Source organism: Acinetobacter sp. SH20PTE14, from assembly GCF_021391555.1.
Taxonomy (GTDB): Bacteria; Pseudomonadota; Gammaproteobacteria; order Pseudomonadales; family Moraxellaceae; genus Acinetobacter; species Acinetobacter amyesii.
The window spans coordinates 3,334,186-3,357,274 of the sequence record NZ_CP090067.1; the positions used below are offsets into that span (position 1 = coordinate 3,334,186).

Annotated in this window: 16 protein-coding genes, 2 tRNA genes and 3 rRNA genes; 7 read left to right on the top strand and 14 right to left on the bottom strand. The window is 42.3% G+C overall.

Features of this window, described 5'->3' with window-relative positions; genetic code table 11:
• Positions 1-57 precede the first annotated feature (57 nt).
• The 4 genes from ileS to LXF01_RS16270 all read left to right on the top strand — a co-directional run bounded on the left by ileS (position 58) and on the right by LXF01_RS16270 (position 4,599).
• Positions 58-2,904: an isoleucine--tRNA ligase gene (gene ileS / locus LXF01_RS16255; RefSeq protein ID WP_233944730.1), complete on the top strand. Its 2,847-nt coding sequence runs from the start codon at positions 58-60 to the stop codon at positions 2,902-2,904.
• Positions 2,897-3,436 carry a signal peptidase II gene (gene lspA / locus LXF01_RS16260; protein WP_078190655.1) on the top strand — a complete coding sequence of 180 codons (540 nt, stop codon included), beginning with the start codon at positions 2,897-2,899 and terminating at the stop codon, positions 3,434-3,436. Before ileS ends, lspA begins: the two co-directional genes overlap by 8 nt.
• On the top strand, positions 3,429-3,911 hold the full coding sequence (locus tag LXF01_RS16265; RefSeq protein WP_078190656.1) for an FKBP-type peptidyl-prolyl cis-trans isomerase: 483 nt from the start codon (positions 3,429-3,431) through the stop codon (positions 3,909-3,911). The genes lspA and LXF01_RS16265 overlap by 8 nt, the downstream gene beginning before the upstream one ends.
• Before the next feature lie 145 nt (positions 3,912-4,056).
• Positions 4,057-4,599, top strand: a complete 543-nt coding sequence (locus LXF01_RS16270; protein ID WP_233944731.1) for an NADPH-dependent FMN reductase — start codon at positions 4,057-4,059, stop codon at positions 4,597-4,599.
• 299 nt (positions 4,600-4,898) lie between these two features.
• Here the strand turns inward: LXF01_RS16270 and LXF01_RS16275 are convergent, their stop codons facing one another.
• Positions 4,899-6,191, bottom strand: a complete 1,293-nt coding sequence (locus LXF01_RS16275; RefSeq protein ID WP_233944732.1) for a glutamate carboxypeptidase — start codon at positions 6,189-6,191, stop codon at positions 4,899-4,901.
• A gap of 489 nt (positions 6,192-6,680) precedes the next feature.
• On the bottom strand, positions 6,681-7,076 hold the full coding sequence (locus tag LXF01_RS16280) for a tautomerase family protein (RefSeq protein ID WP_233944733.1): 396 nt from the start codon (positions 7,074-7,076) through the stop codon (positions 6,681-6,683).
• A 372-nt stretch (positions 7,077-7,448) separates the two neighbouring features.
• Between LXF01_RS16280 and LXF01_RS16285 the strand changes: the two genes are divergently transcribed.
• Complete coding sequence (locus LXF01_RS16285; protein ID WP_233944734.1) at positions 7,449-7,976, top strand: hypothetical protein; 528 nt, start codon at positions 7,449-7,451, stop codon at positions 7,974-7,976.
• 280 nt (positions 7,977-8,256) lie between these two features.
• Positions 8,257-9,297 (top strand): TauD/TfdA family dioxygenase, encoded by a 1,041-nt coding sequence (locus LXF01_RS16290; RefSeq protein WP_233944735.1) that lies wholly within the window; start codon positions 8,257-8,259, stop codon positions 9,295-9,297.
• A 92-nt stretch (positions 9,298-9,389) separates the two neighbouring features.
• Here LXF01_RS16290 and LXF01_RS16295 read toward each other — a convergent pair whose 3' ends face one another.
• Positions 9,390-10,565 carry a PQQ-dependent sugar dehydrogenase gene (locus LXF01_RS16295; protein ID WP_442781346.1) on the bottom strand — a complete coding sequence of 392 codons (1,176 nt, stop codon included), beginning with the start codon at positions 10,563-10,565 and terminating at the stop codon, positions 9,390-9,392.
• A 446-nt stretch (positions 10,566-11,011) separates the two neighbouring features.
• Between LXF01_RS16295 and LXF01_RS16300 the strand changes: the two genes are divergently transcribed.
• On the top strand, positions 11,012-11,599 hold the full coding sequence (locus tag LXF01_RS16300) for a type 1 glutamine amidotransferase domain-containing protein (RefSeq protein WP_233944736.1): 588 nt from the start codon (positions 11,012-11,014) through the stop codon (positions 11,597-11,599).
• A 68-nt stretch (positions 11,600-11,667) separates the two neighbouring features.
• Here the strand turns inward: LXF01_RS16300 and LXF01_RS16305 are convergent, their stop codons facing one another.
• The 11 genes from LXF01_RS16305 to LXF01_RS16355 all read right to left on the bottom strand — a co-directional run bounded on the left by LXF01_RS16305 (position 11,668) and on the right by LXF01_RS16355 (position 22,985).
• Positions 11,668-11,979: an ankyrin repeat domain-containing protein gene (locus tag LXF01_RS16305; protein WP_180121154.1), complete on the bottom strand. Its 312-nt coding sequence runs from the start codon at positions 11,977-11,979 to the stop codon at positions 11,668-11,670.
• Between the two features lie 84 nt (positions 11,980-12,063).
• On the bottom strand, positions 12,064-12,798 hold the full coding sequence (locus LXF01_RS16310) for a group I intron-associated PD-(D/E)XK endonuclease (protein WP_180024683.1): 735 nt from the start codon (positions 12,796-12,798) through the stop codon (positions 12,064-12,066).
• Between the two features lie 106 nt (positions 12,799-12,904).
• Positions 12,905-13,995, bottom strand: a protein-coding gene (locus tag LXF01_RS16315) for an IS4-like element ISAba1 family transposase (RefSeq protein WP_151725855.1) whose coding sequence is annotated in 2 segments (ribosomal slippage) — positions 12,905-13,455 and positions 13,455-13,995 — 1,092 coding nt in all. Because the reading frame shifts where the segments join, the coding sequence is not laid out codon by codon here.
• 149 nt (positions 13,996-14,144) lie between these two features.
• Entirely contained in the window at positions 14,145-15,494 is a 1,350-nt protein-coding gene (locus LXF01_RS16320) for an MFS transporter (protein ID WP_180132841.1), read from the bottom strand.
• A gap of 422 nt (positions 15,495-15,916) precedes the next feature.
• Positions 15,917-16,453, bottom strand: a complete 537-nt coding sequence (locus tag LXF01_RS16325; RefSeq protein ID WP_233944737.1) for a DUF4256 domain-containing protein — start codon at positions 16,451-16,453, stop codon at positions 15,917-15,919.
• 212 nt (positions 16,454-16,665) lie between these two features.
• Positions 16,666-16,780, bottom strand: a 5S ribosomal RNA gene (rrf, locus tag LXF01_RS16330).
• A 196-nt stretch (positions 16,781-16,976) separates the two neighbouring features.
• Positions 16,977-19,870 (bottom strand): 23S ribosomal RNA (locus LXF01_RS16335).
• 413 nt (positions 19,871-20,283) lie between these two features.
• Positions 20,284-20,359: transfer RNA gene (locus tag LXF01_RS16340), tRNA-Ala, on the bottom strand.
• A gap of 74 nt (positions 20,360-20,433) precedes the next feature.
• A tRNA-Ile gene (locus tag LXF01_RS16345) sits at positions 20,434-20,510 on the bottom strand.
• Between the two features lie 61 nt (positions 20,511-20,571).
• Positions 20,572-22,110: ribosomal RNA gene (locus LXF01_RS16350) — 16S ribosomal RNA — on the bottom strand.
• Together the 16S, 23S and 5S rRNA genes with 2 tRNA genes alongside form the textbook arrangement of a ribosomal RNA operon.
• A 623-nt stretch (positions 22,111-22,733) precedes the next feature.
• The gene (locus LXF01_RS16355) at positions 22,734-22,985 is read right to left on the bottom strand and encodes a hypothetical protein (RefSeq protein ID WP_233944738.1); all 252 of its coding nucleotides are present in this window, start codon (positions 22,983-22,985) and stop codon (positions 22,734-22,736) included.
• Between the last annotated feature and the right edge of the window lie 104 nt (positions 22,986-23,089).

Here is a 23,089-nt window from a genome sequence, read left to right on the forward strand (position 1 = left end):
ATTATTTATTGTAAAACGCGTCAGTCAACGGGCTGATAAATTTGGAAGACAACTTGCATGAGCGATAAGCAAACTCCTGAAAATGCAGTGGATTATAAAGCCACGCTAAACCTCCCAGGTACTGAATTTGCGATGAAAGCAAATCTCGTAGTACGTGAAGCGAAATGGTTAGAAGAGTGGTATGCCGACAACATTTATCAGCAGATTCGTGCATCGCGTATTGGCAAGAAAAAATATGTGCTTCATGACGGCCCTCCATACGCAAATGGCCAAATTCACTTAGGCCATGCGGTGAATAAAGTCCTGAAAGACATCATCATCAAAAGCCGTGTGATGGACGGTTTTGACGCACCGTATGTACCAGGCTGGGACTGTCACGGTCTTCCAATCGAACTGAAAGTTGAAGAAAAAGTCGGTAAAGTCGGCGTAAAAGTAGATGCCTCAACTTTCCGTAAAGCCTGCCGTGAATATGCTTACACCCAAGTCGAATTACAGAAAAAAGACTTCGTGCGTATGGGCGTATTTGGTGATTGGGACAATCCTTACCTCACCATGAACTTCAAACAAGAAGCCGACATCGTTCGTTCGCTCGGTGAAATTGCCAAAGCAGGCCATATTGAGCCGGGTCTTAAACCTGTGAACTGGTGTTTGGACTGTGGTTCTGCCTTAGCTGAAGCTGAAGTGGAATACGAAGACAAAAAATCAGATGCGATTGACGTTGGTTTTAGCGTTGTTGATTTAGCTGATTTATCTGCACGCCTAGGTGTTACAGTTAGCGATTCTACAGATATCGTGATCTGGACAACTACGCCTTGGACCATGCCTGCCAACCAAGCGGTTGCTCTACACGCTGAACTTGAATACCAATTGGTGAAAGCAACTGGCGAAGACAAAGCAGCGCAAAACTTCATCCTTGCAAAATCATTGGTTGAATCTGCAACTCAGCGTTATGGTTTTAACGCAGTAGAAGTGATTGCTGAATTTGCTGGTGCAAAACTTGAAAATCTAGTACTACAACATCCGTTAATTGCTGAACGCCAAGTGCCAGTGATTTTGGGTGAGCATGTCACAGACGGCAGTGGTACAGGTGCTGTACATACAGCGCCAGGCCATGGTGTGGACGACTATAAAGTTGGCTTACAGTACAACCTGAAAGTCGACAATCCAGTCGGCGGCAACGGTGTGTATTTACCAACTGCGCCAATTTTTGCAGGCGAACACATCTACAAAGCTAATCCAAAAATCATTGCTGCTTTAACCGAAGCAGGCAAACTTTGGGCACATGTGGTGATCAAACATAGCTATCCACATTGCTGGCGCCATAAAACACCGATTATCTTCCGTGCAACACCGCAATGGTTCATCAGCATGGATGCAAAAGGTTTACGCCAAGGTGCATTGAACGCGATTGAAAATGACATCAGCTTCGTACCGGATTGGGGTAAAAACCGTATCCAATCGATGATTGAAGGTCGTCCAGACTGGTGTATCTCACGTCAACGTACATGGGGCGTGCCAATTCCATTCTTCGTGCATAAAGACACCAACGAACTTCACCCGCGTACGCCTGAGCTGATCGAAGAAGTGGCGAAGCTGATTGAACAAGAAGGTATTGACGGCTGGTATAACCGTGATGCGTCTGAGTTTATCGGTGCAGATGCAGAGCAATACAATGCAGTTCGTGACACTCTAGACGTTTGGTTTGACTCTGGAACAACACACTTTGCAGTACTCCGTGAACGTGAAGAATTGCAAGACCCTGCTGACTTGTACCTTGAAGGTTCTGACCAACATCGTGGCTGGTTCCAGTCTTCATTGTTGACGTCTATGGCGATTAATAACCGCGCACCTTACAAAGGCTTATTGACTCACGGCTTCGTTGTTGACGAAAAAGGCCGCAAAATGTCGAAGTCGATCGGTAACGTGATCACTCCACAAGACATCATCAAAGACATGGGTGCAGATGGTCTACGTTTCTGGATCGCCTCTGCAGACTACCGTTATGAAATGACTGCGGGTAAAGAAATCTTCAGCCGTGCATCAGATGGTTACCGCCGTATCCGTAACACATTGCGTTTCTTGTTGGCTAACTTGAATGGCTTCAAACCATCGACGGATGCGTTGCCTGTTGATCAATTGATCGCACTGGATCAATACATCTTGCAACGTGCTGCGGAAGTACAGAAAACCATTCAGCAAGCCTATGAAGATATGAACTTCCATATCGTGACCAGCGCATTGACCAACTTCTGTATTAATGACTTGGGTGGTTTCTACTTAGACATCATCAAAGACCGTCAGTACACTACGAAAGCGGACTCTCAAGCACGCCATTCTGCGCAAACTGCGTTGTATCACTTGGTACAAGCATTTGTTCGTTGGATGTCACCAATCTTAAGCTTTACAGCACAAGAAGCTTGGCCATTGATCCCTGAGCAATCAGAGAAATATGTATTTACTGCTGAATGGTATGACATTCCAGTCGCATCTACAGCAAATTTAGTGACTGAAGCTGAATGGCAAACCTTGATCACCGTTAAATCTGCAGTGAACAAGTTTATTGAAGCTGCACGTACTGCAAAAACTGTGGGTTCAAACTTGTCTGCTAAAGTTGAACTTTGGGCCAATGCTGAGCTGAAAGCTGTTTTAGACAAATTCGGTGAAGAACTGCGTTTTGTCCTCATCACTTCTCAAGTGATTGTCAATGAGTTTGATGCAGCGCAAGGTGAAGCCTCTGACCTTGATGGTTTAAATGTCAAAGTCTCTGCTGCTGATGGTGAAAAATGTGCACGCTGCTGGCATGTACTGCCAGATGTGAATACACATCACGAACATCCAGGTCTTTGTTCTCGTTGTATTATTAACCTTCCTACAGGTCAAGGCGAAGAGAGAAAATATGCCTAATCCACAAGAAAAAAAGGGCTTCTTTCAATTCTACCCACACAATTTAGTGTGGGTGGGCTTATCCATTGTTGCCATTATTTTAGATCAATGGACCAAATGGATTGCAAGTACACATCTGAACTACGCAGATCCTGTACCTGTCATGCCCTTTTTAAATTGGACATTACTACATAACTATGGCGCTGCCTTTAGTTTCTTGTCCGATGCCGGTGGATGGCAACGTTATTTCTTTACTTCACTCGCAGGACTTGTGTCTGTCATTTTTGTATTTTGGCTCATGCGTATGCCAAAAAACGTGAAAGTCCTTCCAATTGCCATTGCCCTGATTTTAGGCGGCGCAATCGGCAACTTAATTGACCGCGTATCTTTAGGCTATGTGGTGGATTTCATTCACGTGTATTACAACAACAGCCACTTTCCTGCATTTAATATTGCAGACAGTGCCATTACTTTAGGCACGATTCTGCTTCTTATCGATACGTTTTTCTTAGAAAAACACCGAATTCAACGTGCGGAAGCGCAAAATGACTGATTTTATCAATCCTAACGAGGAAACTCGTATTGAAGAAGGCTCTAAAGTAGACCTTCACTTTTCTGTTGCTATTGAAAATGGCGTAGAAATTGACAATACCCGTAGCCGTGCTGAACCTGTCAGCCTTGTCATGGGTGATGGCAGCTTATTACCGGGTTTTGAGAAAGCTTTATTCGGTTTACGTGCAGGTGACCGTCGTACCGTGAGCCTTCCTCCAGAAGATGCATTTGGTCCATGGAACCCTGAAAACGTACAAAAATTCGATACCGTCAAATTTGAGCAACGTCCTGTCGAAGGCCATATGATTGAGTTTGAAGATAAAGCCAAACAAAGTCTGTATGGGGTGATCAAAACCGTCGGTGAAGACATTACCGAAGTGGATTTCAACCATCCTCTAGCTGGTAAAAATATCACCTTTGAAGTTGAAATTTTCAAAGTGACCCCTGCCGGTCAACAAGGCGTAAAACTGATCTAAGTTTCAGCAAATAAAAAGCTCCTTCGGGAGCTTTTTTTATCACTATTTTTATAACTATCAATCGACTCGATACATTTTCTGTATATGCAACGGACCGTTTTCATATTAATTTAATGCAAGACTTTAAAACAAGACAGGAAATACGATGAAACTTCATATTATTGTCGGCAGTGTCCGCGAAGGCCGTACGGCAATTAAGATTGCCAACTGGCTTCTTTCAGAAATCGAAAGCTATGACTACAGTACCGTAGAAACTGAAATTGTCGATTTAAAAGAATGGGATCTGCCTATTTTTGCAGGCGCACATCCACCATTAACCGGGATTTATGACCAACCCAAACAACAAGCATGGGCAGATAAAATCGCACAAGGTGACGCATTTATTTTCATTAGCCCTGAATATAACCACGGCTACAGCCCTGCGCTCAAAAATGCATTGGATTACCTCGGTAAAGAATGGGCCGGAAAACCTGCGGCATACGTTAGCTATGGTGGCACCAATGGTTCACGTTCGATTGATCAAATTCGCCAAGTGGCAACCCAATTGGGCTTAATTGACAGTAATGCTGTGGTTGAAATTCGTGACATTTTCACGCGCAATCAAACAGATAAATTCGAACCGAATGATTTTGACAACAAAGCGGTTAAGGGGATTTTCAAAAAATTACTGCAATATGTGAGTGCTTAATTCTTGCCGTTCGCGTGATAGATGCCGCCTTTTGTAGGTTCAGGCTTAGATTATTTTCAGCAGATGGCAGCTATACGCCATGCATCATCCACGATAAAGTTAAAGCATACAGAGACAGGAAGTTTCTAGAATAAAAAGAATGGAACATGCAGGAAGCGATTGATTTGACAGGAGTTGAATCTTAGCAATATACGAAAAAGCCCCAACAGGACGTTGGGGCTTTTTCATTTCGTTCTGTATGCTTAATCATAATGAAGCCCACCTAGGTAGCCTCCTTCTAATCATTGCGATATAGAATATTATCTTGCTTTCGACACATCCACAATTAATCGCGTTGCCAAATACAAACGCGGAATAATACTGTCTTTTAAAATATATTCTGCATTGCTTGAGTGAGCCCCATCTCCTGATAATCCCATTCCCTCAATTACAGCAGCTTTCGACTTTACTCCAGCAAAAGCAGCATCAGTACCGCCTCCTGTTGGAGTCAAAGAAACAGTCAATGGAATGTTTAACTCATTTTTATAGATGTCTTGCGCTTTTTCAGCCAAATTTTTAGAGGCATCATTTACAGCCAACGGTGGACGGCGGACTTCAAATTTCACACTGACTTGGCTATCTGATAACTTTTTATTTTTGATTTTCTCATTTAACGTTTTTTCCACGGCCTCAAAGTCTTGGACACGTAGTGCTCTGACATCCGCCTGTGCAGCAGCATGTTCTGGAATGACATTGCGTGTTTTACCCGCTTCCGCCACAGTCCAATTCAGCTTTAACCCAGTGTTAGGATCAGATAGATTTTGCATTTGTGCGATTTGGTGAGAGAGCTCAGTGAGTGCATTCACCCCTGCCTCAGGTTTCACACCGGCATGTGAAGATTTTCCTTTAATTTCTAAATAGGCTGCGCCAATGCCACTGGTTGCCAGACGTAAGTTACCATCTTTACCGCCCCCTTCAAAAGACAACACCACATCCTGATCTTGTGCTGTTTCTGTAATCAACTTACGTGAGGCAGGTGAGCTGATTTCCTCATCTGAATTCATCAAAACAGTGATCGTGCCATAGTCTTTATAATTCAATTTTTTAAGGGTATTCAAAACATGCAAAATCGCAGCTACCCCTTGTTTATCATCAATGATACCTAAGCCATAGACCTGATTACCGTCAATTTTAAACGGTTGTTTTTTAAGCATTCCCCGTTCATAAACCGTATCCATATGCGCGATCATCATGATTTTACTTTTACCTTGACCTTTCAATACCCCTTTAACTATTGGTCCCATTTTCTCAGGTGTATCGTCCATGCGATAAATATCTGTACTTTCGATCACACTCACTTCAGCACCGACATTCTTCAACTGATCTGCCACCACTTTGGCCATTTGATTCAGGCCTTCAAGATCCTTACTGCCGGATTCAATATTGACCAAGGTTTTCAAGGTCTCTAAATAACTTTGCTTTTGACTTTCCGCAATTTGCATAATCTCTTGTGGAGATGCTGCCCAACTTGCTGAAGCACTAAGCGCAATGACGCAGCCTAATGCGAGCTGAAGTTTTGATGTCGTCCGTTGTTGTGTAAGTGTTCTTAGCATCGATCTTATTCCCTGTATATTTTTCATTATGAATTTTTAATGTCTGATAAATTAGTTCACCATTCAACAAATTAATCGCAAATATATGTAACACCGCTGATGAAGATTTTAATCTCATCAAAACCAGCTTCCCGCTGTTTTAAAACAGGTTTAGATTGATTTGGGTCAATAGTTCTATAGGTCGATAGCCTTAATGCTGTGCAATACATTGACGCGACGGACAGAATGATAATTTAGGTGTTGTACGTTTTGGCTTACATCAGATGCGGATAATAGACACTATTCACGTTATTGGATTACTTTTATATTAAGGTCATACAGCGACAGGATGTCACTGAACATAAAACAACAATGATAAGACAATGAGCAGGAAGCTTACGGTAGGACAGGAGTTATACCGCTAGAATGAATCCGAAAAAGCCCCGACAGGATGTCGGGGCTTTTTTCGTTTAGGCGATGTGAAAGCAACATTCCATGTATTTGCACAGACTAAACATCGACCTGAAAACCTAACTCGACATCACAGGCGGCTTGACCACCTCGTATCCCCCAATTTTCTAGAGGGCTTTCACGTAAGGTAATGATGATATGGTCGGCTGGAATGCCAAATTCCACCAAATTCTGCACCAGTAATTGATATAACTTACGCTTGGTTGCTACGGTTCGTCCCGCAAAACAATCAATGGTGATATGCGTAAAGCGCTCAGGCTGCGTCAAATGATCAAACACCTGAAACCGATGTGGCGCATGCACTTGCAAACGTATATTGCGGTCATATCGAAGCAGTTGAAAACTCTGTTGTAAGGCGTCAAAAACAGTATTTATCAGCTGTTGTTCTTGTTCTATGCTGTATTGCATCCATATATCGATTTGTGTTGCAGGCATGCGCGAAACTCATTGTTGTTATTTAAATCACTACACTAGCAGGATTTAGCGGCGTTCTGCTGTAGGCATTTACCTACAGCGCTTGCAGTAATTACGCCTGTAGCCTTAACAGCAACGCGCCTATAGTAAGAACATACAGAGACAGGATGTCTTGCAATAAAAATAAATAATGCACATGCAGCAGGAACGCTGATCGGTATGACAGGAGTCATATCTTTAGAATGAATCTAAAAAGCCCTCGATAGGATGCATATTCTTGCCAAATTGGACACTTGATAGTATATCGTACTGGACACAGATTCTTCTTTTAATTGGACACTCTTATTTTCAGACACTCTTTGCATCTAAAACGAAAAAAGTAAAATGATTCCTATGAAAAAAGCGGTTATTGCACTGAGTTGCTTAAGTGTACTTTTGATGGCCTGTTCCTCGCTTCTTAATCCAAGTATTCAGAATTCACTAAAAGAAGTGAGAACATCAAAATTCCTAAAAAATGAAGATAAAACAAAAAACATTGGTGGGATTGATGCAAATAGTAATGGTGTGCGTGATGATATTGAGGGATACATAAAGCTCAAATATGGGAATAACCCTGAATTTGTTAGCGTATATATGCAGTATGCACAAGAATTACGAAGAAAGCTGACTTTGGCTAGTGATGATCGTGAGGTCTATCGTAGAGCGTCACACGAAGTTAGTAGAAAAATGGTTTGTGCTGCGGAAATTGACTATAAAGTTGAGCCTGAAAAAATGTATCGGGACACAATGATCATTTATGCCCTGTCGGTGAATACCAAGCAACGTAAGGCTGAAAGTAATCGTATTAGCTCGTTGGTGAGTGGCATGGTATTCACATTACCAACTGAGGAACACTGCAAAATTAATGAATACGTTTATTAAAGTGTCCAACTTAAAAAAGAATGGGTGTCCAAATACTTATTGATTTTGCAATAGGATGTCGAGGGCTTTTTTCATGTCGTCATTCATTCAGAGATCGCACTCTATTCGTCGAAAAATCGCAATTTATCAACAATACTTACATCGCAACAGTAAAACTGTACTTATAATCGGCAGAGAATTTAGACAGAATAACGGCTGCGAGTTCAGCAGCTCGAACTGTCAGCGCTTAGGGATTAGGCGACAACAATAAAAATTGAATTAAAAAATTAGAGAATGACCTATGCAATTGCAACAGCAACAACTGAATAGTTTTACCCGCATTTTTCATGCCGCTCCAGAACACTATAGCCCACAAGATCTTGCACAATATATTGGCGCGCATCGACAAGAGCTTTTACAACAAATCCATGAAAATGGCATCTTACTGTTTCGTGGTTTTAACATCGAGCAACCCGAACAATTTAACCAACTGATTGAACAATATTTTCAGTTTACGCCATGGAATGCATTTAACCCCAATATGCCCAGCTGGGTTGCATCTTGGATGCGAAAATACAGCGAGAAATTGCTTGGCGCTGGCGACTACCGTCGTTATATAGACCGCAACACAGTGCAATTGGGTCCAGTCGAAAACTCGGTACAAGGCCCACATGTTGAAGGCGGCGTGCGCTCAGAACGCTCGCGTTATATCGCCTTATTTTGTCAGGAACCTTCGACGTATTTAGCAGAAACAGGATTTAATAACTTAGAGCAGATTTGGGAGCGTTTTCCGAAACATCTACAGGAAAAATATCTCGGTGCATGGAACCATTTTTCTTATGTCTCAGCGCGCGAGGTAGGGCTATTTGACCGGTTATTGCTGAAAAAGAGCCCGTTTAGTTTAGAGATTCGACAAGATAAAAAAGCCAAACTGACTTTACAGCGTTCGCCACTGGTGATTCATCACCCCGATACAAAAAAGCATGTGATTCAGCCGTGGGCTTTTGCCAATAATACCAATCCATTTGCCCATCAGGCGGCCAAAAATTGCTTTGAAAATCGCTGGGACATTGAAATTGATTCGACGGCGGACGGCATGCAGCTGACTTGGGAAATTTACACGCCAGAAGGTCAACAAATTGAATGGAGCGATGCGGAAAAGCAGCAATTTTTTGATGCGATGTATAAAGATGCACTGCTTTTGCAGTGGCAAAAGGGTGATGTTGCTATTGTCGATAATATTAAAATTGCGCATTGGCGAATGAATGGAGAACAAGGAAATCGTAAATTAATTCAAATTCAAGCCAATGCATTTAATGCCGATGAGCACTATGCGGCTTAGCTGACGGATTTAAAATTCGTGCAGGCCTGTATGTGAGAAGCCCCGTAGGGGCTTTTTTTTATTTTTTGAATTTCTTGTTTATTTTTTAGCCACTATTTCGGCTCAATTTTGAATAACCATGCCTTTTCTCCATCTTCAATGCCCCAAATACTGCCGTCTTTGGCTTCAATTAGTCCTCGAATACGCTGTGGCATGGCAATTCGTTGTATTTCTTGGACAGGTTTAAGCTCTGTATCAACAATCACAATCGCTTCTGAAGATAAGCCACCAATCAGCGCTTTATTTTTCCACAACGGGAACTTTTGCCCTTGGTAAAACATCAAACTTGACGGTGAAATCACCGGTGTCCAACTGATGGCAGGCGCTTCAAATTCAGGCCGAGTATGATGATCAGGAATCGGTTGATCATCATAATGATCGCCATTCGATACATGCGGATAGCCATAGTTTTTCGCACGCTGCACGAGATTTAACTCATCACCGCCTTTCGGGCCCATTTCGGCCACCCACAGCTGCTGTTTTGCATCAAATGCCATGCCTAAAGGGTTACGGTGCCCGAAACTCCAGACTTGCTTTGCAACCTCGCCTTGGGTCTGAAATGGATTATCCGCAGCAGGTGTTCCATCACTATTTAAGCGCAGCACTTTACCCAAATTTGACTGCAGATCTTGTGCAGGATCAAACTTCTGACGTTCGCCCGAACTCACCCATAATTTTCCATCTGCGCCAAACTGCATTCGGTGTGAATAATGGCCTTGACCTTCTACTTTTGGAGTTTGCCTCCAAATGATTTTTCGCTGTTTTAAACTTGGCACAGCTTCATTTGGGTTTAATGTGGCTTTTTCGATGACAGCGCCATAACCGCCCTGTCCCGCTTCTGCATAGCTCAAGTATATCTGATGATTTTTTTCAAACTGCGGATCAAGTGCAATATCACCTAATCCGCCTTGTCCGCCATAGGCAACTTTGGGAAGGTTTTTCACCTGTATTTTCTGCTGATTTTGCGGATTAAAGATGATCAGTTGACCTTTTCTTTCAGTTAGCAATAAGCGTCCGTCTGAGAGCGGCTGGATGGCCCAAGGCTCATTAAATTGAGCGATTTTTTGTATTTTAAAGCGTTGTTCTTGCTGGATTTGTGCCGAATTTTGAGCTTGGTTTGATGTTTGATTCTGCGCTGTAGATGCGGTGTTTTCCGCATGGCATGCGGCTGTCATCAAGATACCGACGATGAGGCTAGGCGTTCGAAAATATTGTAAGCATTGTTTCATTTACTGTTCCCTTCCCTTTTATAATCATTTGATTCTAATCAATTAATCAGATGATTTTTCTTTGGAAAGGTAACAGAATAATTTTGTACGTTTTGGCTTACATGACATGCAGAAAATTGCTGCTATTCAATTTATTCAAACAGGCCTAATCTACAGTTATGAGGAAACAGGAAGTTTCCGAAACATAAAACAATAACAATAAGTTTCTGCATCAGGACGTGAGATATGACATGGAGTTGTATCTAGAACACGAAATACGAAGAAAACCCCGACAGGATGTCGGGGTTTTCTTTTTTCTAGCTGATTTTTTAAAGAATTCGCTCTAATCTAGAATTTTCGAATAATTTCTCTGTCAAAACTTCTTACACTTTCCTGCGAAATTATTACATACCCAAATCCGTCAGCTTGTTAGCGTGGTAGACAATCCTCATTGCAAGGAGTCAATCATGACTTTAAAAGCTTTAGTGATAACGTCAAATGTCGGTGTTGAACATGATGAGCTGATTCAACCCTTAAATTATTTAAATGAAAAGGGAATTGAAGCCATTCATGCCGCTATTAAACATGCTGCGGTCCAGACAGTAAAAGCAGACAAAAAGGTCGAAGCTGAAGTCCAACCCAATGCCCAATTGAGCAGCGTAAATGCTGAAGACTATGACGTGTTAGTAATTCCAGGCGGAACTGTCAATGCAGATCATCTACGGATCGATGAAGATGCACTGCGACTTATTCAAAACTTTGCTGACCATCAAAAACCTATTGCTGCAATTTGTCATGGTCCTTGGGCGCTCATTAATGCTGAACGAATTCGTGATAAAACTCTGACGTCTTATAAAAGTATTCGTTTGGATTTGGAAAATGCGGGTGCACATTGGGTCGATGAGCAGGTGCACCGCTGTAATACGGGTGGTTGGGTGCTAATTACTTCTCGTTGTCCAGATGACTTGCCTGCGTTTAATCAAGCGATTCAGCAGGAGCTTGAGCAACAGCAACAGCAACAGCAACAGCAACAGCAACAGCAACAGCAACAATAATACTAAAATGAAAATACCCGCATATTGCATGCGGGTATTTTATGAATCAACATTATAAAATATATGGCTTACAAATTTTTTAAGTAAGCTACCACATCATCATTGCCTGCCATTTCTGCAAGCTCTAATGCTGTGTATTGGGTCTTATGCTGTACATTTGCACCTTTCTCTACCAATAGCTTCACTACGTCTAAATAGCCGTTTTCTGCGGCTGCATGCAGTGCGCTGTAGCCTTCTTCATCGGCAGTGTTTACGTCTGTGCCATTTGCCAAAGATTTTTCGACTTCTGCGCGTTCACCTAAAGATGCCCAGTACACCAGTTCAGGTAGATGCAGCTCTTCATCATCTTCAGGGATTGGGGAGATAGAATTAAATTGCATGATCATAATACCTATTTGTAATTTCTATAAATATCGCTTGTCAATTAATGACCATGGCAGAATTGGTCATATAAATCAGTTTATTTAACGAATTTTATCAAATCTATTTAAAGCGTAATTCACAGTTTCCTTTGAATTTAATAAATATTTTCCATTTTTATCGCGTTCAATACGAATGGATAATTTAGCCGCTTGTGTAATAGTTCCAGATTCCAGTAATCGACTGATATCACTATTTGGAAGAATAATATAATTATTTACATAAGATGGACCATTACATGATCGTAATACAAAAATATAGAAAGTAGATGATGCATCCTTTGAATCATAAGATCTCTGATTTATCGTGAATCTATACTGATTATTTGATTCAGATATATTGGCTGTTTTAACCTGTATATGAAAGTATTTATTATCTTTTGCTGCGACAAGATCAATACCATCATCAACAGCCATATATGATGTATTAAATCCAAAAAATAATAATTCAGCCATCACTGCAAATTCACCAGCCTTGCCCGTATACAGTGCATTAACTGTAGGTGGCGGTGGAACAATATCAGGTACAACTTTTTTGATTTTTAATCTGTAAATTCCCCGTCTTGGAGCACCTTTAGAATTTTTTGGTTTTGTGAACTCTGATTTTGTTTTATATTTGTCAATATCCTTTGAAAGTATCGAAGAGATTTTCTTAGATAAAACATCTAGATGCTGCTGAGTATGAGGATATTTCGCTACGATTGCTTCTGCTATTTGATCAACATGCATTTCTTTTCGCGATTCCTTCATTACTTCTTTAATTTGCTCAATAAACTCCATCTCTCCCCCCATAAAATAGTCATAGTTAAGTTTTTATATCTTTTTTAAAAACTTATAAATATAGAATATTAGAAAATATAAAATAATTCTCTGTACACGACAAATTTCACAGAACCCTTATCCTATCAGGATTCTGCTTTCTTAAAATTGCCAAAATTTCCTTAAACTCTTCTTTTTTCCCAAAACCAATTAAATGCTGAATCGCCATTTGAACATAGTCTAAACCATAGCGAAATAAACTCATTGAGAGTCGTCCATGCTTCTTTATTTTTATCGCTTTTTTTTGATTATGTTGCCATTCACCCGTTAAGTAACACCAACAGAAGCTTATAGCTAACACCGCAATCAATTTTTTCACTCGTCTAGGGTCTGTCAAGCGCGTATTTTCAAGATTAAACCCGCGTCCTTTGAGACAACTGAATAAGGTTTCAATTTCCCAGCGTAATGCATAATCCTGAATAGCATTGGCATTAAACTGAGGAGAAACGACGAGTAAAAGCTCTCCATTTTCTAACTGTAGTGCACTTATATATAGTTTCACCCGACCAACCAAAATCCGTCGTTTACGACATTCAATTTGACCAACTTTAAGATGGCGAAATAAATCACTAATTTTATGATTCTTTCCTAAATGATTGGTGACAATGAAGTTTTTTTAACACGAATGCAGAAGTTGATGTCTTGTTCAATTAACCATGTAAACCACTGCTCACCGATAAACTCTCTGTCTGCGAACACATTCACAATACGGTCTTTACCAAAAATGGCTATAAAGCGTTGAATCAAAGCAATACGCTCTTTCGTATCTGAATTTCCACGTTTATTAAGCAATGTCCAAAGGATAGGTATCGCTATTCCACGATAAACGATTGCGAGCATCAGGATATTAATATTTCGTTTTCCCCATTTCCAATTGGTTCTATCTAAAGTCAGTTGCACTTGGTCGAATGAAAACATATTGAAAATCAACTGAGAAATTTGACGATAATCAAAATACTGACCTGCAAAGAAGCGCTGCATACGTCGATAAAATGATTGTGGTAAGCACTTGATGGGCAAGGCTTTAGATGCAGAAGAAAGATTACATGTTTGCTTTAAAATGATCACAAGCATGATGAGCGCAAAGCACTTTAAATGTGACTTGTTCCATTTTAGAGATTTGTTTAAGATAAGATATAACTCATTGAGATGTGTCATAGTATTCGTCGTTAGAAAACAATTATTGTGACATTATTTCAATGAGTTATCTATTTTTGTCGTGTACAGAGAATAATTATTTTATTAGCATTTTAAATAACCCAAAAAAAGCCCCCTTACGGAGGCTTTTCTATTTAAAGAATCACGACTTAAGCATTGGCTGTAGATGCATCTTTAACATCAATTTTATCACTGTCATTTTCATGCATGATCAATGCAACCGCGATTGCAGTAATCAGTACAGGTAAACCTACCGCCATAAAGTTGAAATGCGCAGGTAAGTTCATACCGAGCAAACCACCAATCAAAATCGGGCCTACAATTGCGCCCATACGTCCAATTGCAGAAGACCAACCAATACCCGTCGAACGTACAGCAAGTGGGTAATACTGCGCCACATAGCTGTATAGCAGCATTTGTGAACCAATCGATGCCGCACCCGCCAAGAACACCAAGATGTACAGCAAGAACTGATTCGATTGGAAGCCCATCAAGCTCATCACAATCGCGCCCATCATACCCAAAACCATCAGCACAGGTTTTAAATGGAAACGGTCAGCCAAAATACCACCGCCAACAATACCCACAACTGCGCCAACGTTCATGACCATCATGAACATCAAGCTGTTATCCATAGAATAACCGGCTGCCATCATCAGTTTTGGCAACCAGCTGCTTAGCGCATACATGGTCAATAGGCACGTAAAGAACGCCACCCAAAACAGCAATGTATTTACGGCACGACCACGGCGGAACAAACTCACCACGTTAGCAGCTTCAGGTACATTTTCTTGCGGTAAAGTGAACACTGTATTTTCAGTCACTTTCACTTCAGGCGCTAAGCGCTTCACGATACTGCGGGCTTTTTCCTGTTTGTTTTCTTTCACCATAAATGCCAAAGATTCAGGTAAGAATTTCCAAATGACAGGTAAAAGGAAAAGTGGAATACCTGCAATGAAGAACATGATTTGCCAACCAAAATCAGGGGTGAACCATGAACCTAAAAGTGCCGCCATCACACCACCGACTGCATAACCACTAAACATCGTCGTTACTAGTGTGCTACGCATCTTCTGCGGCGCGTATTCCGACGTTAAAGCCACAAGGTTAGGCATTACACCGCCAATCCCTAAACCAGCCAAGAAACGCAAAATACCAAATTCTGTTGGATTTGACGCAAAACCACCGGCAAAGGTCAAACCACTAAATAAAACGATACAGATCATGATGACTTTTTTACGGCCAATCTTATCTGCTAAAGAACCAAAGAACATGGCACCAAACATCATCCCTGCGAGCGCAGTACTAGCAAGCATCCCCGCTTGCATTGCAGTTAAGCCCCAGTCTTGCATCAATAATGGTAAAACCACGCCATTAATCGCTAAATCGTAGCCATCAAATAAAATAATCAATAAGCACCAAGCCACTACATTGAAGTGGAACGGGGTAAATTTAGCCTTATCGACTACAGAATTTATGTCTATTTTTTCCGTTGTCATCGTTCTCATCTCCCATGAGTACTTGTCCATAACATTCATTGAATTTTTAAGTAAAATTCAACAGCCACGGAATATACGGAACAGTGTTTTCTAGGGATATTAGACGTATGTTTAATAAATCTAGTCGCTTATAAGTACATGTTAATTGTGTTATTTTTCATGTTTTAGTTTAATTATTAAACATTATCAATATATGATTATTTAACTGATTTTTTTAAATCATAATATCCTAGTTTTTAGGTCTAATTCTTCTATTCTTTCATTAAACTTCAGAACGACACACCATCATTTATTTCTATCTTTAGTTTAGAAAAATTTTAAATGTCTAAAAAACAAACGTAATTAAATCTTTAGAAAAGCTCGTTTGAACGCTCTTGATTGTTTTAAATGCATTGAGAGCACTGAGATTAAGCGATCACTAGCTAACAGCGAAATCGACGAGACGCATAATATGACTGTGCACCATTATGGTAGCTAAATACATGATCATAACGTCGGTCACAAAACAGTGCCGCGCCCTTTTGCCGAATATCAACTGGCGTCAAAATCCAGCTCGAAGTTTTTAAATCGAAATCAAAAACTTGCTGTATCGCTCGATAGTCCTCTTCTGTCAGAAGCTGAGCACCGATGTCTCGAACCATGTCTATTACGTTATTTTTGGGAGGATGATCCTTCCGATTCTCCAAGGCATCACGGTCATAACACAAGCTTCGTCTAAGCTTTGGTGACTCTAAGCAGCAATCATAAAATATCAGGTCATGAGATTGCCGATTCAGCATTACAATATCTGGCTCACCCCCTGTTTTTTCCATTTCGATTAAATTTTTTAGTTTTAAGGGCTGTACAATCAATTGTTTTTTAACATCATCCCGAAGCAATTCTGGATGCCTCTGCATATTTGCCTCAAAGCGTTGCTGCAATATCTCTAAAACAGAGACTTCATCGAGATCTTGGAGCATATGTACATCCTATTCTTTTTATACATTGAGACCGTACTTCACTATAAAGAATATAAGCTCACCTTGATGTAAATTTTTTGCGCTGTTTAGCCTTATTCTTTTAAATATCTCTCGTTTTCCTATTTTATCCTGCTACTTTTCTTCTTATTTTTCCCTTTTCTCCGCACATAAAAAAACACCCCCTGAGATATCAGGGGGTGTTTCGAATAATGAGCTGGCGATGACTTACTCTCACATGGGTAACCCCACACTACCATCAGCGCTAAGAGGTTTCACTTCTGAGTTCGGGAAGGGATCAGGTGGTTCACTCTTGCTATTGTCGCCAGCACAACTGTTATGGATACTTGCTTAGTCTAATCTCAGAGCAGTGCTCTTCGTGCTAAGTTTTCTACCAAATGAGTTATTAACAGAAGTACTTGAGTTAATTTAAGGTGTTCATTTTATCTAGCTTTTCAACTAAATCAAGTTTGATTGATTATATGTGAATCAATTGATGCTTTACATACAACTGTTTGGGTGTTGTATAGTCAAGCCTCACGAGCAATTAGTATTGGTCAGCTTCATGCGTCACCGCACTTCCACATCCAACCTATCAACGTCGTAGTCTTCAACGGCTCTTTAGTGGACATAAAGTCCAAGGGAAATCTTATCTTGAGGTAGGCTTCCCGCTTAGATGCTTTCAGCGGTTATCCCTTCCGAACATAGCTACCCGGCGATGCGACTGGCGTCACAACCGGTACACCAGAGGTTCGTCCACTCTGGTCCTCTCGTACTAGGAGCAGATCCTCTCAAATTTCCAGCGCCCACGGTAGATAGGGACCGAACTGTCTCACGACGTTCTAAACCCAGCTCGCGTACCTCTTTAAATGGCGAACAGCCATACCCTTGGGACCTGCTTCAGCCCCAGGATGAGATGAGCCGACATCGAGGTGCCAAACACCGCCGTCGATATGAACTCTTGGGCGGTATCAGCCTGTTATCCCCAGAGTACCTTTTATCCGTTGAGCGATGGCCCTTCCATACAGAACCACCGGATCACTAAGACCTACTTTCGTACCTGCTCGACTTGTGGGTCTCGCAGTTAAGCGCGCTTTTGCCTTTATACTCTACGCGTGATTTCCGACCACGCTGAGCGCACCTTCGTACTCCTCCGTTACTCTTTAGGAGGAGACCGCCCCAGTCAAACTACCCACCAGACATGGTCCTCGCTCCAGATCATGGAGCAGAGTTAGAACCTCAATATTACCAGGGTGGTATTTCAAGATTGGCTCCACCGAAACTAGCGTCTCGGTTTCAAAGCCTCCCACCTATCCTACACAAGTAAGATCAAAGTTCAATGTCAAGCTGCAGTAAAGGTTCACGGGGTCTTTCCGTCTAGCCGCGGGTACACCGCATCTTCACGGCGATTTCGATTTCACTGAGCCTCTGCTGGAGACAGCGCCCCCATCATTATGCCATTCGTGCAGGTCGGAACTTACCCGACAAGGAATTTCGCTACCTTAGGACCGTTATAGTTACGGCCGCCGTTTACTGGGGCTTCGATCAAGAGCTTCGCTTACGCTAACCCCATCAATTAACCTTCCAGCACCGGGCAGGCATCACACCCTATACGTCCACTTTCGTGTTTGCAGAGTGCTATGTTTTTAATAAACAGTTGCAGGGGCCTGGTTTCTGTGGCTGCTCTCAGCTCAGGAAGCAAGTTCCATCACCAAAAGCAGCGTACCTTCTCCCGAAGTTACGGTACCATTTTGCCTAGTTCCTTCAGCAGAGTTCTCTCAAGCGCTTTGGTCTACTCGACCTGACCACCTGTGTCGGTTTCGGGTACGATTCCAGTGTAACTGAAGCTTAGAGACTTTTCCTGGAAGTATGGTATCAGCCACTTCACTGTACAAGTACAGCTTGCTGTCAGATCTCAGCATAGAGTACCCCGGATTTGCCTAAGATACATGCCTACTTCCTTTCACCTGGACAACCAACGCCAGGCTGACTTAACCTTCTCCGTCCTCTCATCGCATTACACTGAAGTATTGGAATATTAACCAATTTCCCATCGACTACGCCTCTCGGCCTCGCCTTAGGGGTCGACTCACCCAGCCCCGATTAACGTTGGACTGGAACCCTTGGTCTTTCAGCGAACGGGTTTTTCACCCGTTTTGTCGTTACTCACGTCAGCATTCGCACTTCTGATACCTCCAGCAGACTTCTCAATCCACCTTCATCGGCTTACAGAACGCTCCCCTACCACTTACACTTATGTGTAAATCCGCAGCTTCGGCATATAGTTTTAGCCCCGTTACATCTTCCGCGCAGGCCGACTCGACTAGTGAGCTATTACGCTTTCTTTAAAGGGTGGCTGCTTCTAAGCCAACCTCCTAGCTGTCTATGCCTTCCCACATCGTTTCCCACTTAACTATAATTTTGGGGCCTTAGCTGGCGGTCTGGATTGTTTTCCTCTTGACTACGGACGTTAGCACCCGCAGTCTGTCTCCCGGATAGTACTCATTGGTATTCGGAGTTTGCATCGGTTTGGTAAGTCGGGATGACCCCCTAGCCGAAACAGTGCTCTACCCCCAATGGTATTCGTCCGAGGCGCTACCTAAATAGCTTTCGGGGAGAACCAGCTATCACCGAGTTTGATTAGCCTTTCACCCCTATCCACAAGTCATCCCCTGGCTTTTCAACGACAGTGGGTTCGGTCCTCCAGTTAGTGTTACCCAACCTTCAACCTGCTCATGGATAGATCACCCGGTTTCGGGTCTACACCCAGCAACTAAACGCCCTATTAAGACTCGATTTCTCTACGGCTCCCCTAATCGGTTAACCTTGCTACTGAATGTAAGTCGCTGACCCATTATACAAAAGGTACGCAGTCACCAAACAAGTTGGCTCCCACTGCTTGTATGCATGCGGTTTCAGGATCTATTTCACTCCCCTCACAGGGGTTCTTTTCGCCTTTCCCTCACGGTACTGGTTCACTATCGGTCAGTCAGGAGTATTTAGCCTTGGAGGATGGTCCCCCCATATTCAGACAAGGTTTCACGTGCCTCGCCCTACTCGACATCATTATCTAAGCCCTTTCGTGTACAGGACTATCACCTACTATGGTCGCACTTCCCAGAGCGTTCCACTAAAGCTTAGATAACTTAATGGGCTTTTCCCCGTTCGCTCGCCGCTACTGAGGGAATCTCAATTGATTTCTTTTCCTAAGGGTACTGAGATGTTTCACTTCCCCTCGTTCGCCTCATAAACCTATGTATTCAGTTTATGATACCCGCCTTATAGCGGGTGGGTTTCCCCATTCAGAAATCTCCGGATCACAGGATATTTGCCGCCTCCCCGGAGCTTATCGCAGGCTATTACGTCTTTCATCGCCTCTGACTGCCAAGGCATCCACCACATGCACTTAATTACTTGACTATACAACCCCAAACAGTCGTTTGATCCTACAAGTAGATCAACCAACATTACAGTTTAGAGCTTCGTGAATTTAATCACTGTACAGCTTCAATTAGATTCATATACCAAAACGCTTGATTCAGTTAATTTCGCTAGTAACTCATTTCATTCAACTTTCACAATTGCTTGTTAGGTTAAATCAAACGAGTATGAACAAATTATTTCAACTCAAATATATTCTGTTAATGATTTTTCCAGCCTTCGTCAGGTCAGGAAACTGTGATAAATCACAGAGCTTAATAACAATGAAGCGAATCATACGCTACTTTGTTGCTAAGCTCTATAACCTAAACACTTGATCGCTTAAGGACTAAGCTAACAATCATTTGATTGTTTATTTTAGCTTCGTTCTTTATACATTCCGAAGGAATGTATGGTGGAGACTAGGAGAGTCGAACTCCTGACCTCCTGCGTGCAAAGCAGGCGCTCTACCAACTAAGCTAAGTCCCCAGCTTATCAATAAGTCAATGTTTCTGATTCTCTGTTTGCTTCCGTATTTTATTCAAATACTTCGTTAGTCAGAATGGTGGGTCTGACAAGACTTGAACTTGTGACCCCACGCTTATCAAGCGTGTGCTCTAACCAACTGAGCTACAGACCCTCAGATACATCGTCATGAAGAACAACTTGTTGTGGATTCTTACCAATCATCAATCTTTCGTTAAGGAGGTGATCCAGCCGCAGGTTCCCCTACGGCTACCTTGTTACGACTTCACCCCAGTCATCGGCCACACCGTGGTAAGCGTCCTCCTTACGGTTAGACTACCTACTTCTGGTGCAACAAACTCCCATGGTGTGACGGGCGGTGTGTACAAGGCCCGGGAACGTATTCACCGCGGCATTCTGATCCGCGATTACTAGCGATTCCGACTTCATGGAGTCGAGTTGCAGACTCCAATCCGGACTACGATCGGCTTTTTGAGATTAGCATCTCCTCGCGGAGTAGCAACCCTTTGTACCGACCATTGTAGCACGTGTGTAGCCCTGGTCGTAAGGGCCATGATGACTTGACGTCGTCCCCGCCTTCCTCCAGTTTGTCACTGGCAGTATCCTTAAAGTTCCCGGCTTAACCCGCTGGCAAATAAGGAAAAGGGTTGCGCTCGTTGCGGGACTTAACCCAACATCTCACGACACGAGCTGACGACAGCCATGCAGCACCTGTATGTAAGTTCCCGAAGGCACCAATCCATCTCTGGAAAGTTCTTACTATGTCAAGACCAGGTAAGGTTCTTCGCGTTGCATCGAATTAAACCACATGCTCCACCGCTTGTGCGGGCCCCCGTCAATTCATTTGAGTTTTAGTCTTGCGACCGTACTCCCCAGGCGGTCTACTTATCGCGTTAGCTGCGCCACTAAAGCCTCAAAGGCCCCAACGGCTAGTAGACATCGTTTACGGCATGGACTACCAGGGTATCTAATCCTGTTTGCTCCCCATGCTTTCGTGCCTCAGCGTCAGTATTAGGCCAGATGGCTGCCTTCGCCATCGGTATTCCTCCAGATCTCTACGCATTTCACCGCTACACCTGGAATTCTACCATCCTCTCCCATACTCTAGCTTCCCAGTATCGAATGCAATTCCCAAGTTAAGCTCGGGGATTTCACATCCGACTTAAAAAGCCGCCTACGCACGCTTTACGCCCAGTAAATCCGATTAACGCTCGCACCCTCTGTATTACCGCGGCTGCTGGCACAGAGTTAGCCGGTGCTTATTCTGCGAGTAACGTCCACTATCTCTGGGTATTAACCAAAGTAGCCTCCTCCTCGCTTAAAGTGCTTTACAACCAAAAGGCCTTCTTCACACACGCGGCATGGCTGGATCAGGGTTCCCCCCATTGTCCAATATTCCCCACTGCTGCCTCCCGTAGGAGTCTGGGCCGTGTCTCAGTCCCAGTGTGGCGGATCATCCTCTCAGACCCGCTACAGATCGTCGCCTTGGTAGGCCTTTACCCCACCAACTAGCTAATCCGACTTAGGCTCATCTATTAGCGCAAGGTCCGAAGATCCCCTGCTTTCTCCCGTAGGACGTATGCGGTATTAGCATCCCTTTCGAAATGTTGTCCCCCACTAATAGGCAGATTCCTAAGCATTACTCACCCGTCCGCCGCTAGAAATCGGTAGCAAGCTACCTATTCCCGCTCGACTTGCATGTGTTAAGCCTGCCGCCAGCGTTCAATCTGAGCCATGATCAAACTCTTCAGTTTAAAATCAATAGTACATATAGTGTACCAATCTTGGCTCATCAATTACTGACAAAAATTTGCTCAAATAAACTTCGAGTAATTTCTACCATCAATCAATGAAAATAATTTCGATCGATCAATCAGTAAAAATCCACACAAGTTGTTCTTCATAATCTCTTAATGATCTTTCTAACATTTCGTCAATGCTAGAAGCTGGACTTCGATAAACTTAACAACTCAACGCTTCGCGTTTCGTTCGTTTCCGTCTATCTCGTCGGTATGGGGTGCATTCTAGAGCATTTCAGAATCATTGCAACCCCCAATTCACTATATTTTTCACGTATGTATTTTTTATAAGCGTTTTTGCTAAAAAAATTGCACTTTTACCTATTTTTTAAGCATTTTTTATAAATATTTAGCAAATAGTCGATATTTAATTAAGTAAATTTCTTATATCTAGCAAATCTTTTTCAGCGCTTTTAAGTCTAATAAAAGTAGCTTTGATTATTTATTAATCATTAGTCTACTTTTCTTCCTCAAAGCACATCATTTTTCTGTCATCACACCGATTCAAGCTTCATTGACATTTTTTAGCGTGCATTTTTATATTTACCAACATTCTTTTAACGTTCATATGCTAAATGTTACATGACTTCCAAGATGACTTGTTGCTTTCCACTGAAATCCTCGGCAGAAAATAGCAGCTTTGCACGTCGAGGGAGTTGTTCTCGCACCAATGCAAATAGTTGGTACTGTGCCGCGATATCCAAATCATGTAATTGTTGCTGCGCCTCACAAAATAATGCTCGTTTATGCTGTTTGGTTTGGTAGTCAAATAAATATCTCAAGATTCGATCGATCTGTTCATCATGATTATCGGTATTGTAATACGCCATGTTGTTGCTCTTTTTTGATTTTTGACCATTGTTCCATAAGGCCTGTTTTTGCAAAAATCATTTTAATTACATGCTTAGTCATTTTTGCTGATAAAAATATAGCC